Raw genomic sequence first — 14347 nt, 5'->3', positions numbered from 1 at the left:
CCTCCCCGCCTGCCGGAGGCCCGTCATGACCAAGACTTCGACCGACCGGGAGCACTGGGCCCGCGTCGCCCGGGACTGGACGGCCTGGGCGCGGAAGCCCGGCCACGACGCCTTCTGGGCCTATCGCGACGCGCTGACCGGCTATCTCGGCCGCGGCTCGGGCGAGGCGCTGGACCTCGGCTGCGGCGAGGGCCGGGTGTCGCGCGAGCTGACGGCGCTGGGCTGGCGCGTCACCGCCGCCGACACCGTGGCCGAGCTGGTGGAGATCGCGGCCGAAGCCGGATCGGCGCAGGAGTACGCGGTGGCCGACGCCGCCGCCCTGCCCTTCGCGGATGGCCGCTTCGACCTGGGGGTCGCCTACAACATGCTGATGGATGTCGAGGACGTGCCGGGCGCGCTGCGCGAGGTCCGGCGCGTGCTGCGGCCGGGCGGCACGCTGATGGTGTCGCTGGTCCATCCGTTTCGCGACCGCGGCCGCTTCGCCGGGCCGGAGCCGGACGCGCCCTTCATCTTCGAGGGCAGCTATTACGGCCGCGAGCGCTTCGAGGGCAGCGAGGAGCGCGACGGGCTGCGCATGGACTTCGCCGGCTGGTCGCAGCCGCTGGAGGCCTATGCCGCGGCGCTGGAGGCGGCCGGCCTCGCCATCACCTCGATCCGCGAGCCGCAGCCGGACCACCCCGAGGGCAGCGACCGGCTGCAGCAATGGATGCGGCTGCCGCTGTTCCTGTGGCTGAAGGCCCGGCCGCTCGCGTGACGGCCTCCCCCTCATTGCCGGGCTTGACCCGGCAATCCAGAAGATGTCGACAGTTTCCGGATGCCCGGGTCAAGCCCGGGCATGACAAAAAATTAACGAAAACAGGCGATTATCCCAAGATCTTCCCGGGATTGAGAATCCCCTTCGGGTCCAGCGCCGCCTTGATCGCCGCCATCGCCGCCCGCCGGGCCGGGTCGCCGTAGCGGCGGAAGGCGTCCTGCTTCTCCAGCCCGATGCCGTGCTCGGCGGAGAACGAGCCGCCGGAATCGGCCAGGCCGTCATAGAGGATCGCCTCGATCCGCGCCTCCGACCCTTCCGGCCGGTCGCCGACCATGACGTGCAGGTTGCCGTCGGCGAGATGGCCGAAGACATAGACCCGCATCGCCGGCGAGAACGTCGCGGCCAGGTCCGAGCGGATCCGCTCGACATAGGCGGGCAGCCCCGACAGCGGCACCGAGACGTCGAAGGTCTTGGCGTCCGGGCAGGGCCGGCTGACCGCGTCGGAATCGTCGCGGATGCGCCAGAACATCTCGCGCTGCCGCTCGTTCTGCGCCAGGGCCGCGCCGGTCACCGGCCCCTCCTCCCACAGCGCCCCGATCTCCGCCTCCATCGCCGCGGCGATGTCGATGTCCGGGTCCTGCTCGGCCTCGGTCAGCAGATAGACCGGTGCCGGGTCGAGGCCGAAGCCGGCCAGGGCCACGCCATGCTCCTGCGCCACGGTCTCGGCATAGGCGTGCCACAGGATCTCCAGTGCCCGCAGCCGGCCGGGGAAGCGGTCGCGCAGCCGCTCGGCCACGGTCAGCGCCGCCTCGGCCGAGGCGCAGGCGACCAGCGCCGTCGCCACCGGCTGTACCAGCCGCTCCAGCCGGATCACGGCCTGGGTGACGATGCCGAGCGTGCCCTCCGAACCGGCGATCAGGTCTTTCAGGTCGTAGCCGGTGTTGTTCTTCAGCACCCGCACCAGGTCGGAGACGACGGTGCCGTCGGCGCCCAGGAATTCCAGGCCCAGCACCCGGTGGCGCATGGTGCCGCGGCGGAACGCCTCGATGCCGCCGGCATTGGTCGCGATCAGCCCGCCAATGGTGGCGGAGCCGCGGGCGGCGAGGTCGATGCCGGGGGTCAGGCCATGCTCGGCCGCCGCCTCCTGCAGCTGCTGCAGCGTCGCCCCGGCCTCGACCACGGCAAGGCGCGCGGCAGTGTCGATCTCGACGATGCGGTCGAGCCGGCGGGTGCTGAGCACGATCTGCCCCGGCTGCGAGGCGCCGCCACCGACCAGGCCGGTGCGGCCGCCATGCGGCACGACGGCGACGCCCGCCTCGTGGCACAGCGCCAGCACCGCCGAGGCCTCGTCCACGGTGCGGGGCGAGGCCTGGAGGCCGGCTGCGAGGTTGTCGGGGTGATAGCCGGGATCGACGCCGACCAGGGCTTCGGCGCGTGCGACCCCGCCCGGGCCGAGCAGCGCGTCGAGGCGGGCGAGGAAAGCGGCGTCGAGGGCGGTCATGGCGGTCCCGGTCGGTGACGGCCGAGAATGGCGGGGGCGCGCGGCCGGATCAAGGCCGGAGCCGGTTCTTTCGGCGCAAACCCCCTCCCCCTAACCCCCTCCCGCAGGGAGAGGGGGTTATCGACGATAAAGCGACCTACGCCGCCTTGCGCGCCGTGACGAAGACCGACTCGTCGGTGCCCAGCGGCACCGGCTCCGGCCGCTGGCAGACGCTCTCGATGGTGACGTGGCGGCCCTCGGTCGAGGAGCGGCTGAACGCCTCCATCACCTCGAGCGCGTGCAGCGCCAGGTCGCCCGAGGCGCGGTGCGGCCGGCCCTCGCGGATCGCGATCGCCATGTCGAGCGCGCCGATGATGCGGTAGTCGGCCACCGACCGGCCGTCCTTCAGCGGCCGGTTCGGCACGCCGAAGGGATGCGCCGCGATGTCGACATCCTGCCAGTCGCCGCCCTGGTCGGTGATCTGCGGCGCGCCGCCGAAGAAGTTCGGGTCGGGCACCAGCAGCGAGCCCTCGGTGCCGTAGATCTCGAACGGGATGCGCTTGTTCTTCCACACGTCCCAGGAGGCGGTCAGCGAGATGTTGGCACCGCTCTCGAATTCCAGCACGCCGTTGACCGTGGTCGGCACCTCGACCTGGATGATCTGGCCGGCCAAAGGCTCGCTGGTGACCTTGCGGGTCGGGTAGCCCTTGGTGGCGACCGCCGCCACCCGCTTCACCGGCCCGAGCAGGTTGATCAGCTGGGTGACGTAGTACGGCCCGATGTCGAGGATCGGCCCGCCGCCCGGCTTGAAGAAGAACTCCGGGTTCGGGTGCCAGCTCTCCATGCCGCGCGAGATCACCGCGGCGGCGCCGCCGACCACCTGGCCGATGCGGCCTTCGTCGATCACCCGGCGGCAGGCCTGGTGGGCGCCGCCGAGGAAGGTGTCGGGGGCGCAGCCGATGCGCAGCCCGGCCGTGGCCGCTGCCTGGGCCAAAGCGCGGGCGTCGGCCAGCGTCGCCGCCAGCGGCTTCTCGGAATAGACGTGCTTGCCTGCGGCGATGATCTGCAGCCCGACCGCGGCATGGACCAGCGGCACGGTCAGGTTGATGACGATCTCGATCTCCGGGTCGGCCAGCAGATCATCGACCGTGAGCGCGGCGACGCCGTATTGCTGGGCCTTGGCTTCGGCGGCCTCGCGCCGCAGGTCGGCGCAGGCCTTGACTCGCACCAGGCTGGAGCCGGCGGCGCCACGGAAATAGGCGTCGCTGATGTTGCCGCAGCCGATGATGCCGAGGGTGACGGGGGTCATGGATGGAGTCTCCGAGGGTCGGTCAGGCCGGCAGGGCCTTGAGGAAGTCGAAGCTGGCCTTGGCGAAGGCGTCGGGGTGCTTGGGATTGTCGTGCTCGACCACCATCCACTCGGCGCCCGCCGCCCGGCATTCGCGCCACAGCCGCGGCCAGTCGAGCGTGCCGGTGCCGACATCGGTCCAGCCATCCTCGTCGGTCTTCTGGCCGGCCGGGGCAATGTCCTTGACATGGGCCGAGGCCACCCGCGCCTTCTCCTTCACCAGCCACTCGGACGGGTTGGCCCCGCCGCGCGCCAGCCAGGCGACGTCGACCTGCCAGGTCAGCGGATGGCCGTTGGCGCCGTCGAAGAAATGCGCCAGCGCCGGCCGGCCATCCGCCATCGCCTCCAGCTCCCAATGATGGTTGTGGTAGCCGAGCTTGATGCCCTTGTCGGCCAGCTTCGCGGCGAACTCACCGAGCTCCTGCCCGGCCTGGTGCCAGCGGGCGGCGTCGCCCTTGCGCTCGTCGGCCGGCAGCGCCGGCATGAACAGCTGGGTCAGGCCGACGGCCTTGGCGCCCGCGACCACCCAGTCCAGCCGCTCGCGCAGCGCCGGCAGGCCGATATGGCCGGAGGACGCGGTCAGGCCGCGGCTGTCGAGCTTCCGCCGGGTGCCGGCGGCATCGTCGAAATGCGACTGGATCGTCTCGACATGGCGGTAGCCGGCGGCGGCCACGGCGTCGAGCTGCTTGTCGAGGTCGCCATAGTTGCGGAGGCTGTAGAGCTGGATGGAGATCACATCCGGAGTGGACATCGCTTCCTCTGGGGTTTGAAGCCGGTCTGGAGCCGGCGTCTGGTCCGTGGCCGGCCTTACAGCCGGCGCTCGGTCTGGGTGCTGAACAGGGAGGCCTTGGACAGGTCGAGCGCCAGCCGGGCGCCGCCCGACAGCGCCCGCGCCCGGTCCGGCGGCAGGCGGACGGAGACGCGCTTGCCGGCCAGGTCGAACCAGGCCAGCGTATCGGCGCCCATCGGCTCGGTGAAGAGCAGCGGCGCCTCGACCGGAACGCCCGGCGCGCCGTCCTCGGCCAGGCCGATATCCTCCGGCCGGAAGCCGAGCACGATCTCGTCCCCCGCCGCCGGCTCGGACAGGAAAGGATACGCGCCAAGCGGCAGGTCGTGGCCGTCGATCCGCGCGGCGATGCCGTCGGACGGCACCACCGTGCCGGGCAGGAAGTTCATCGCCGGCGACCCGACGAAGCCGGCCACGAACAGGGTCGCCGGCTTCTCGTAGAGGGTCTGCGGGTCGGCGTACTGCTCGACCTGCCCGCCCTTCATCACCGCGATCCGTGTGGCCAGCGTCATCGCCTCGATCTGGTCGTGGGTGACGTAGACGATGGTTGAGCCGAGCTCCTGGTGCAGGCGCTTGATCTCGACCCGCATCTCGGTGCGCAGCTTGGCGTCGAGATTGGACAGCGGCTCGTCGAACAGGAACACCTGGGCCTCGCGCACCAGGGCCCGGCCGATCGCCACGCGCTGGCGCTGCCCGCCGGAGAGCTGGCCCGGCTTGCGGTCGAGCAGCTCGCGGATCTGCAGCAGGTCGGCGGCCCAGACGACGCGCTTCTCCACCTCCTCCTTCGGCATGCGGCTGACGCGCAGGCCGAAGGACAGGTTCTTGCGGACCGTCATGGTCGGATAGAGGGCGTAGGACTGGAACACCATGGCCAGGCCGCGGGCGCTCGGCTCGGCGTCGGTGACGTCGACGCCGCCGATCACGATCTCGCCGGAATCGACGTCGTCGAGGCCGGCGATGGCGTTGAGCAGGGTGGACTTGCCGCAGCCGGACGGGCCGAGCAGCACGGTGAAGGCGCCGGGCTCGACCTCGATGTCGATCTGCCGCAGCACGTGCAGCGCGCCATAGGACTTGTTCAGGGCGCGAATCTGGATGCCGGAGGACATGGGCCTATCCTTTCACGGCGCCCGAGGCGATGCCGCGGACGAAGTACCGGCCCGACAGGAAGTACACGAGCAGCGGCGGCAGCGCGGTCAGCACCGTGGCCGCCATGTTGACGTTGTACTCGATCGTGCCGGTGGTGGTGTTGACGATGTTGTTGAGCTGGACCGTCATCGGCAGGTTCTCGCGGCCGGCGAAGATGTAGCCCAGCAGGTAGTCGTTCCAGATGCCGGTGACCTGCAGGATCAGGGCGACCATGAGGATGTTGACCGACATCGGCAGCATGATCTGGAAGAAGATGCGGAAGAAGCCGGCGCCGTCGACCCGCGCCGCCTTCACCAGCTCCTCCGGCAAGCCGGCGTAGAAGTTGCGGAAGATCAGGGTCAGCGTCGGCAGGCCGAAGATGACATGGATCAGCACGATGCCGGGCAGCGTGCCGTACAGGCCGAGGCCGGAGAAGATCTTGACCAGCGGATACAGGATCACCTGGTACGGGATGAAGGCGCCCAGCATCAACGCGGTCAGGATCTTGTCGGCATGGCGGAAGCGCCACTGCGCCAGGGCATAGCCGTTCAGCGCCCCGGCCAGCACCGACAGGATCACGCTCGGCACCAGGATGCGGACCGAGTTCCAGAAGCCGACATGCAGCCCGTCGCAGAACAGGCCGGTGCAGGCCGACAGCCAGGCCTTGGACCAGGGCTCCAGCGTCGGCGCCATCGGCAGGGCGAAGATCGAGCCCTCGCGGATCTCGTCCATCGGCTTCAGCGAGGTCGACAGCACGATCAAGAGCGGGATGGCGAAGAACAGCGCGGCCAGCACCAGGAAGGCATAGAGCCCGGCCCGGCTTGCCGACGCCTTGCGGGCCGGGCGGCGGGCGGCGCGGGGGATGGCGCCGGCGACGGCGGTGTCGGTCATCGCGCCCTCCGCGACAGCTCGATGTAGAGATAGGGCGCCAGCGCCGCCAGCACCGCGACCAGCATGACCACGGCGCCCGCCGAGGCCAGGCCGATATTGGCGCGCTCGAAGGTCAGGTCGACCACGAATTTGGCCGGCATGTCGGTGGCGTTGCCGGGGCCGCCGCGGGTCATGGCGACGACCAGGTCGTAGCTCTTCACCACCGCGATCGCCAGCAGCACGACGCAGGTGACGACCAGCGGCCGCAGCATCGGCAGCACGATCGACAGATAGGTGCGCCAGCGCGGGATGCCTTCGACCCTGGCGGCGCGCCAGATCTCATGATCGATACCGCGCAGCCCGGCCAGCATGATCGCCATGATCAGGCCGGAGGAATGCCAGACCGCGGCCAGAACCAGGGTGTAGATGGCGCGGTCGCGGTCGATGATCCAGTCGAAGGTGAAGCCCTCCCAGCCCAGGCCGCGGACGAAATCCTGCAGCCCCATCGCCGGGTTCAGGAACCACTGCCAGGCGAGGCCGGTGACGATGAAGGACATCGACAGCGGGTACAGGAAGATGGTGCGGAACACCCCCTCCCCCTTCACCTTCTGGTCGATCAGCACCGCCAGCAGCGTGCCCAGCGCCAGGGCCAGGGCGATGAACAGCCCGCCGAACACGAACATGTTGCCGAAGGCGGTGTACCAGCGCGCGGTGCTGAACAGCCGGACGTACTGGGCGATGCCGGCGAAATCGTAATTCGGCACCAGGCTGGAGCGGGTGAAGGAGATATAGATGGTCCAGAGGATGGCGCCGTAGAAGCACGTGGCCATGACCAGCACGGTCGGCGCCATCACGGCCTTGGCCGTCAGGTAGCGGATGCGAAGCGCAGCCATGATCCCTCCCGGGGACCGCCCCGCCGGGACGGCGGAACGGTCCGGTTGAGGTGGTCGGTCAGATGTCGGCGTTGGCGACGATCTCGGAGAACTGCTTGGCCGCGTCCTCCGGCTTCATCTCCGGGCTGGTCCAGAACTGGGTGATCAGGTCCTGCAGCTGGCCTTCGACGTCGCTGCTGAAGGCCAGCGCCGTGTTCGGCAGCTGGTTCTCGACCTTGGACATCACCTTCTGGCCTTCCTGCGAGCAGATGTCGAGGGTGCCGACATCGGCATCCGTCCGCGGCGGCAAGGCGCCCTTGAACTTGTTGAAGGCGACCTGGGTGGCCGGGTCCATCATCACCTCGGCCAGCAGCTTCTGGGCCTTGGTCTTCTCGGCGTCGTCCAGCTTCGGGAAGGCGAAGACATCGACGGTCAGGACATAGGCGTCCTGGTTGCCGGGCGGCCGGGCGCAGCCGAACTCCTTGCCCGGGGTCAGGCCGGCGGCGGCGAACTCGCCCTTGGCCCAGTCGCCCATGATCTGCATCGCCGCTTTGTTGGTGGCGACCATGATGGTGGTGTCGTTCCACTTCCGGCCGGCGCTGCCCTGGTCGACATAGGCGCGCAGCTTGCCGAAGGTCTCGAAGGCCTTGACCATCTCCGGCCCGCCCGCGGCGTCGGCGTCGTGGTCGACATAGACCTTCTTATACGTCTCCTTGCCGCCGGCGCCGATCAGGACCGAGCGGAACAGCAGCGCCTCCTGCCACGGCTCGCCGCCGACGCCCAGCGCGGTGTAGCCCTTGGCCTTGATCTTGTCGGCGAGGGGGAAGAACTCGTCCCAGGTCTTCGGCGGCTCGGCGCCCATCTCCTGGAAGATCTTGGTCGAATACCACAGCCAGTTGTCGCCGTGGATGTCGGTCGGCACGGCGTAGAAATGGCCGTCATAGGAGGCGTTCTTGACGATCAGCGGCGGCAGCTTCTCCTGCCACTTCCCGGCTGCCGCGAGGTCGTCGAGATCGGCCAGCAGCCCTTCCTTCGCCAGGTTGGTGACGGCGACGCCGATGTTCCACTGGATGGCGCCCGGCGCGTCGCCGCCCGCGATCCGGTTCATCGCCGCCTGCCGCGCCGCGGTGCCGCCGACCACGGCGCTGTCGATCCAGGTGCCGCCGCGCTTCTTGAACTCCTCGGCGAACACGCTGATCGCCTTGGATTCACCGCCGCTGGTCCACCAATGGATCACGTCGACGGTCTGTGCCGTCGCCGTTCCCGCAGCCGCCGCTGATATTGCACCGCAAAAGGCGGCAGACAGCAGAAGTCGTTGGGGAAAATTCATAAGTTTCCTCCCTCGAATTATTCGGTTACCGGCTCATCGGACCCATCACCGCCCGCAGAACGGGCGGCGAACATTGGAACTGCAGCGCATTCCGTATTTTGACCGGATCGTACAATCGATTACATTGGGGCGTCAACCGTGGAATCGAGGATCGAATATTGCCTTCTTCCGGGAATGGGCGGAACCGCACCAGGATGGTCGACATCGCCCGGCTGGCCGGGGTTTCGGTGGCGACGGTCAGCCGGGCGCTGACCGGCTCGCCTCTTGTCACGGCCGAGACGCGCGAGCGGATCGAGGCGGCGGTGCGCCAGACCGGCTATGCCGTGAACCCGCTGGCGCGCGGCCTGCGCCGGCAGGAGGCACGGCAGATCCTGGTGCTGGTGCCGGACATCGGCAACCCATTCTTCTCCGAGGTGCTGCTGGGCATCGAGGAGGAGGCGGCAGCGCGCGGCTTCAGCATGCTGGTCGGCAACACCGCGAAGGACCCGGCGCGCGAGGACCGGCATGCCGGCCAGATGCTGACCGGCGCGGTCGACGGGCTGATCCTGCTGAACGGCCGGCTGCCGCCTCGGCTGCAGCGCGACCGCGACTTCGACGGCCGGATCGTGGCGGTGTCGGAGGCGATCCCCGGCGGCCGGGTGCCGGTGGTCGGCATCGACAATGCCGGCGCGGCGGCCGCGGTGATGGCCCATCTCGCCGGGCTGGGCCATCGCCGCATCGGCCACATTGCCGGGCCGGAGAGCAACATCCTGACCCGGCAGCGCCTGGCCGGCTACGGCGCCGGGCTGCGCGCGGCCGGGATCAAGGCGGAGCCGGGCCTGGTCCACCATGGCGACTTCACCATCCCGAGCGGCGAGTCGGCGATGGCAGCGCTGCTGGCCCTCCCCGCCCCGCCGACGGCGGTGTTCTGCAGCAATGACGAGATGGCGATCGGCGCGATCCGGGCGTTGCGCGTCAGCGGCCGCGAGGTGCCGCGCGACGTGGCGGTGGCCGGGTTCGACGACATCCAGTTCGCCGGCACCTATGAGCCGCCGTTGACCACGATCCGCCAGCCGCGCCGCCGCATGGGTGTGGAGGCGATGGCGCTGCTGGGCCGCCGCATCACCGGCGAACCCGACGCCGGCGGCGACGTCACCCTGCCCTTCGCGCTGGTGGAGCGGAAGAGCAGCGTGGGGTGAACGACACGCTCCTCCCCCTTCCATATTGACGCCGCGGCCGTTCCCGGCTTTAGCTGTTGGAACGCAATAACGGGACATATTTCGTTATTGCGGAATAACAAGGAGACAGGGATGGCCGATCTTCTGGTCAAGCTCTATGCGCTGGAGCCGCCGACGGAGTCGCGCGCCGCCATGGCCGCCGCCGGCATAACCATCCGCCCCGCCATCGCGCCGGAGAAGCGCGCGGTCGCCCGCTGGGTGGCGGAGCGCTTCGGCGACGGCTGGGCCAGCGAGGTCGAGGTCGCCTTCGCCCATCTTCCGGTCGGCTGCCTGGTCGCGGTCCAGGACGGCGCCCTGCTGGGCTTCGCCTGCCACAACGCCACCGCCATCGGCTTCTTCGGCCCGACCGGCGTCGACCCCGGCCAGCGCGGCAAGGGCATCGGCGAGGCGCTGCTGCGCGAGACCATGGAGACGATGCGCAACCTCGGCCACGGCTACGCCATCATCGGCGGCGCCGGCCCGGTCGCCTTCTACGAGAAAATCGTCGGGGCGATCGAGATTCCGGGTTCGACAAGTGGTCTATACCACGGCATGATACGGTCCAAGACGACGGAGTGATCCGACGGCGCGGCCCGACCTAGGCGGGCCGTCTCATCGCAGACATGGGAGGTTCAGAGACGTGACCGCAGCCAATGCGTCCATGGGCGGCCGACCGCTTGCGCTCGTCCTCGGCATCCAGCGGCCGACCCTGTCGGCGGAGGAGCTGGCCTTCTTCCGCGAGGCCAACCCCTACGGCCTGTTCCTCGGCCGCCGCAACATGAAGGACCCGCAGCAGCTGCGCGCCTTGTGCGCCGCCTTCCGCGAGGCGGTGGGCCGGCCGGACGCGCCGGTGCTGACCGACCAGGAGGGTGGCCGCGTCTCGCATCTCGATTCCGGCGCCTGGCCCATGTTCCGCAGCTTCAGAAGCTTCGGCCGGCTGGCCGAGCGCGACCTGCCGGCGGCGAAGCGTGCCATCCGCCTGTCCTCCGTCGCCATGGGCCGGATGATGCGCGAGGTCGGGCTGAACAGCGCCTGCTCTCCCGTCCTCGACCTGCTGATGCCCGGCGCCGACGCGGTGATCGGCGAGCGCGCCTTCGGCGGCGACCCGGAGCTGGTGGCGGCGCTGGGCCGCGAGGTGGTGGACGGCTTTCTCGAGGTCGGGCTGATGCCGGTGATGAAGCACATCCCCGGCCATGGCCGCGCCACCGAGGACAGCCACAAGACCCGGCCGGTGGTGACCGCCGACGCCGCGACGCTGGACGCCACCGACTTCCTGCCCTTCGCCCGGCTGCGCGACACGCCCTGGGCCATGGTCAGCCACGTCGTCTACAGCGCCTTCGACCCCGACCGCCCGGCCTCGGTCTCTCCGGTCATTACCGAAGAGGTGATCCGCGGCCGCCTCGGCTTCGAGGGCGTGCTGATCTCCGACTGCGTGTTCATGAACTCGCTGCAGGGCGAGGTGCATGACCGCGTCGCCCAAGTGCTGGACGGCGGCTGCGACATCGCCCTGCACTGCCACGGCGAGCTGCCGGAGATGCGGCGCGCCGCCGCCCGGGCCCGGCCGCTGGACGACGCCGCGGTTGCCCGGCTGGCAGCGGCGGAGCGGCGCCTGGGCGCCGCCGCCGCCGACGTCACCGCGCTGCACGCCGAGGTCGAGGCGCTGCTGGCCGCGGCCTGATCCACCCGGACCGCCGGCCCGGGAAATCGGGCCGGCGCCGCATCAACGATAAGACCAACGCATGGAGGCCTATGTCATGAGACAGAAGAAATCCGTATTCCTGCTCGCCGCCGCGCTGCTGGCGGCGACCAGCGCCACGGCCGTCGCCCAGACCGTCCTGTCGATGCATATCGAGGAGGAGACGAACTGGGTGCGGAACTTCAACCCGTTCAACCGCACCTCGTACCGCCAGAGCACGATGGATTTCATCTACGAGCCGCTGGTGGTGTTCGGCAAGCTGCAGGGCAACAAGCCCTATTACCGCCTGGCCACGGCGATGAGCCTGGCGGACGACCTGAAGGCGGTGACCTTCGACCTGCGCGAGAACGTGCAGTGGTCGGACGGCCAGCCCTTCACCGCCGACGACGTGGTGTTCAGCTTCGAGCTGATGAAGAAGTTCCCGGCGCTGGATTTCAACAGCATCTGGCAGGTGATCGACGGCGTCGAGAAGCTGAGTCCGACCAAGGTGAAGTTCACCTTCAAGGAGCCGACCGCGCTGGGGCCGGAGAAGATCGTCGAAATGCCGATCATCGCCCAGCACGCCTGGAAGGACGTGGCCGACCCGGTCACCTTCCTGAACGAGAACCCGGTCGGCACCGGACCGATGACCGAGGTCACCCGCTTCACCCCGCAGGTCTATGAGCAGTGCCGCAACCCGCATTACTGGGACGCGGCGTCGTTGAAGGTGGACTGCCTGCGCTTCCCGCAGATCGCCAACAACGACCAGGCCTTGGCCGCGGCCACCGCCGGCGAGCTGGACTGGTTCGCCTCGTTCCTGCCGGACATCGATAAGACCTATGTCGCCTCCGACAAGGACCATCACGGCTACTGGTTCCCGCCGGGCAGCCTGGTGGCGGTGATCATGAACCTGGAGAGCCCGGACCCGGTGCACCGCAAGGCCTTCGACAGCGTCGAGTTCCGCCGCGCCGTCAGCATGGCGATGGACCGCGACGCCATGGTCAACGTCGCCGGTTACGGCTACCCGACGCTGAACGACGACCCCGGCACTTTCGGCAGGCGCTTCGAGAGCTGGGCCGACCCGAAGGTCAAGGAGCAGTACGGCAAATACACCCAGTACGATCTGGAGGCGGCCAAGGCGCTGCTGGACCAGGCCGGCTTCAAGGACAAGGACGGCGACGGCTTCCGCGACACGCCGGACGGCGAGAAGCTGTCCTTCGACCTGATCGTGCCGAATGGCTGGACCGACTGGATCAGCACCTCGCAGATCGCGATCGAGGGTCTCAATCAGATCGGCATCGACGTCAAGCTGGCGACGCCGGACGGCGCGGTGTGGCGCCAGAGCCTGCTGGACGGCAAGTTCGACATGGCCCTGAACTCCTGGTACGTCGGCGCCACGCCCTACTACCAGATGGACGACGCCTTCCATTCCCGGAACAAGGGCAAGACCCGGTTCTCGGCACAGCGCTTCTTCGACCCGAAGCTGGACCAGCTGCTGGACGCCTACACCCAGACCACCGACGACGCCAAGCGCAAGGACCTGCTGGACCAGGCGCAGACGCTGCTGGCGGAGAAGCTGCCGGTGGTGCCGATCTACAACAACCCGATCTGGTACGAGTACAACTCGAAGCGGTTCACCGGCTGGGCCACTGCCGACAACCCCTTCGTCAGCCCGCAGAACTACGACCCGAACCACGAGCGGCTGCTGCACCTGCTGGCGCTGCGGCCGGTGCAGTAGACGGAGCGTCCTTTCCTGCCACGGCCCACCCCCTCACCCTCCCGCCGCCTTTGGCGTCGGGCCCCTCCCTCTCCCCAAGGAGAGGGAAATGGGAAGCGGCGCTTTCACCTCTCCCCCGGGGAGAGGTCGAAATCGCGCCAGCGATTTCGGGTGAGGGGGTGGCTCAGGCCCATCCACCAAGCCGGGGCATGATATGGCCTTCGTCGCCCGACGACTGTTCTTCTACCTGGTCGCCTTCCTGGTGGCCGCAAGCATCAACTTCCTGATCCCGCGGCTGATGCCGGGCGATCCGATCGACATCATGTTCTCGCAATCCGGCACCCGACTGTCGGTCGAGAACCTGGCGGCGCTGAAGCAGACCTTCGGCTTCGTCGACGGGCCGCTGTGGCAGCAATACCTGACCTATCTCGGCAGCGTCTTCACCGGCGACCTCGGCATCTCGGTGAAGTACTTCCCGACCCCGGTCTCCGACGTGCTGGGCCGCGCCCTGGTCTGGACCCTGGTGCTGATGGGCGGGGCGACGGTGCTCAGCTTCGTGCTCGGCACGCTGCTCGGCATCGTCGCCGCCTGGCGCCGCGGCAGCCGCTTCGACGTCACGGTGTCGACCACCGCCATCATCTCCACCGCCACCCCGGCGGTGGTGGTGGCGCTGTTCGGGCTGTTCGTCTTCGGCTTCACCCTGCAGTGGTTCCCGACCGGCTATGCCGCCGACACCTCGATCGATCCCGCCTTGTCCGCCCAGTACATCCTCAGCGTGCTGTACCACGCGATCCTGCCGGTCCTGACGCTGTCTGTGGTGCTGACCGGCGACTTCCTGGTCACCATGCGCAACAACATGATCAACCTGCTGGGCGAGGACTACATCACCATGGGCCGGGCCAAGGGCCTGGCCGACCGACGGGTGATGCTGATGTACGGCGCCCGCAACGCCCTCCTCCCCGGCGTCACCAACCTGGCCATCGCCATCGGCAAGATCCTGGGCGGGTCGCTGGTGACCGAGGTGGTGTTCAACTATCCCGGCCTCGGCAACACCCTCTACAAGGCGATCCTCGGGCGCGACTATCCGGTGATCCAGGGTCAGTTGCTGATCATGACCCTGGCGATGCTGACCGCGAACTTCCTGGCCGACATCGCCTATGCCCGGCTCGACCCCCGGCTGCGCAGGAGCTGAA

The 14347-nt window shown here is 69.1% G+C and carries 13 protein-coding genes; 6 read left to right on the top strand and 7 right to left on the bottom strand.

Annotated elements, in window-relative coordinates; genetic code table 11:
* Positions 1 to 25: 25 nt before the first annotated feature.
* Positions 26 to 754, top strand: coding sequence for a class I SAM-dependent methyltransferase (locus FFK22_RS28030; protein WP_138890542.1), 729 nt, complete (start codon positions 26 to 28; stop codon positions 752 to 754).
* Positions 755 to 863: 109 nt separating this feature from the next.
* Here the strand turns inward: FFK22_RS28030 and FFK22_RS28025 are convergent, their stop codons facing one another.
* The 7 genes from FFK22_RS28025 to FFK22_RS27995 all read right to left on the bottom strand — a co-directional run bounded on the left by FFK22_RS28025 (position 864) and on the right by FFK22_RS27995 (position 8473).
* The gene (locus FFK22_RS28025; protein WP_138890541.1) at positions 864 to 2255 is read right to left on the bottom strand and encodes an FAD-binding oxidoreductase; all 1392 of its coding nucleotides are present in this window, start codon (positions 2253 to 2255) and stop codon (positions 864 to 866) included.
* Between the two features lie 136 nt (positions 2256 to 2391).
* Positions 2392 to 3543: a Gfo/Idh/MocA family protein gene (locus FFK22_RS28020; RefSeq protein WP_138890540.1), complete on the bottom strand. Its 1152-nt coding sequence runs from the start codon at positions 3541 to 3543 to the stop codon at positions 2392 to 2394.
* A 22-nt stretch (positions 3544 to 3565) separates the two neighbouring features.
* On the bottom strand, positions 3566 to 4333 hold the full coding sequence (locus tag FFK22_RS28015; protein WP_138890539.1) for a sugar phosphate isomerase/epimerase: 768 nt from the start codon (positions 4331 to 4333) through the stop codon (positions 3566 to 3568).
* 56 nt (positions 4334 to 4389) lie between these two features.
* Complete coding sequence (locus FFK22_RS28010) at positions 4390 to 5475, bottom strand: ABC transporter ATP-binding protein (RefSeq protein WP_138890538.1); 1086 nt, start codon at positions 5473 to 5475, stop codon at positions 4390 to 4392.
* 4 nt (positions 5476 to 5479) lie between these two features.
* Positions 5480 to 6385, bottom strand: coding sequence for a carbohydrate ABC transporter permease (locus FFK22_RS28005; protein ID WP_138890537.1), 906 nt, complete (start codon positions 6383 to 6385; stop codon positions 5480 to 5482).
* On the bottom strand, positions 6382 to 7257 hold the full coding sequence (locus FFK22_RS28000) for a carbohydrate ABC transporter permease (protein WP_138890536.1): 876 nt from the start codon (positions 7255 to 7257) through the stop codon (positions 6382 to 6384). The genes FFK22_RS28005 and FFK22_RS28000 overlap by 4 nt, the downstream gene beginning before the upstream one ends.
* 58 nt (positions 7258 to 7315) lie before the next feature.
* Positions 7316 to 8473: an ABC transporter substrate-binding protein gene (locus FFK22_RS27995; protein WP_221938912.1), complete on the bottom strand. Its 1158-nt coding sequence runs from the start codon at positions 8471 to 8473 to the stop codon at positions 7316 to 7318.
* Positions 8474 to 8760: 287 nt separating this feature from the next.
* Between FFK22_RS27995 and FFK22_RS27990 the strand changes: the two genes are divergently transcribed.
* The 5 genes from FFK22_RS27990 to FFK22_RS27970 all read left to right on the top strand — a co-directional run bounded on the left by FFK22_RS27990 (position 8761) and on the right by FFK22_RS27970 (position 14346).
* Positions 8761 to 9744: a LacI family DNA-binding transcriptional regulator gene (locus tag FFK22_RS27990; RefSeq protein ID WP_138890535.1), complete on the top strand. Its 984-nt coding sequence runs from the start codon at positions 8761 to 8763 to the stop codon at positions 9742 to 9744.
* Between the two features lie 111 nt (positions 9745 to 9855).
* A complete protein-coding gene (locus tag FFK22_RS27985) occupies positions 9856 to 10341 on the top strand; it encodes a GNAT family N-acetyltransferase (RefSeq protein ID WP_138890534.1) in 486 nt (161 codons plus the stop codon).
* 61 nt (positions 10342 to 10402) lie between these two features.
* Complete coding sequence (locus tag FFK22_RS27980) at positions 10403 to 11440, top strand: glycoside hydrolase family 3 N-terminal domain-containing protein (RefSeq protein WP_221938911.1); 1038 nt, start codon at positions 10403 to 10405, stop codon at positions 11438 to 11440.
* Positions 11441 to 11516: 76 nt separating this feature from the next.
* Positions 11517 to 13175, top strand: coding sequence for an ABC transporter substrate-binding protein (locus FFK22_RS27975; RefSeq protein WP_138890533.1), 1659 nt, complete (start codon positions 11517 to 11519; stop codon positions 13173 to 13175).
* A 193-nt stretch (positions 13176 to 13368) separates the two neighbouring features.
* A complete protein-coding gene (locus FFK22_RS27970) occupies positions 13369 to 14346 on the top strand; it encodes an ABC transporter permease (protein ID WP_138890532.1) in 978 nt (325 codons plus the stop codon).
* Position 14347 lies beyond the last annotated feature (1 nt).

The sequence above is a fragment of the Mycobacterium sp. KBS0706 genome (assembly GCF_005938675.2).
In the GTDB taxonomy this organism is placed as follows: domain Bacteria; phylum Pseudomonadota; class Alphaproteobacteria; order DSM-16000; family Inquilinaceae; genus Inquilinus.
The sequence above is the reverse complement of the archived record's forward strand: the minus strand, read 5'-3'. Positions and strand labels throughout refer to the sequence as shown.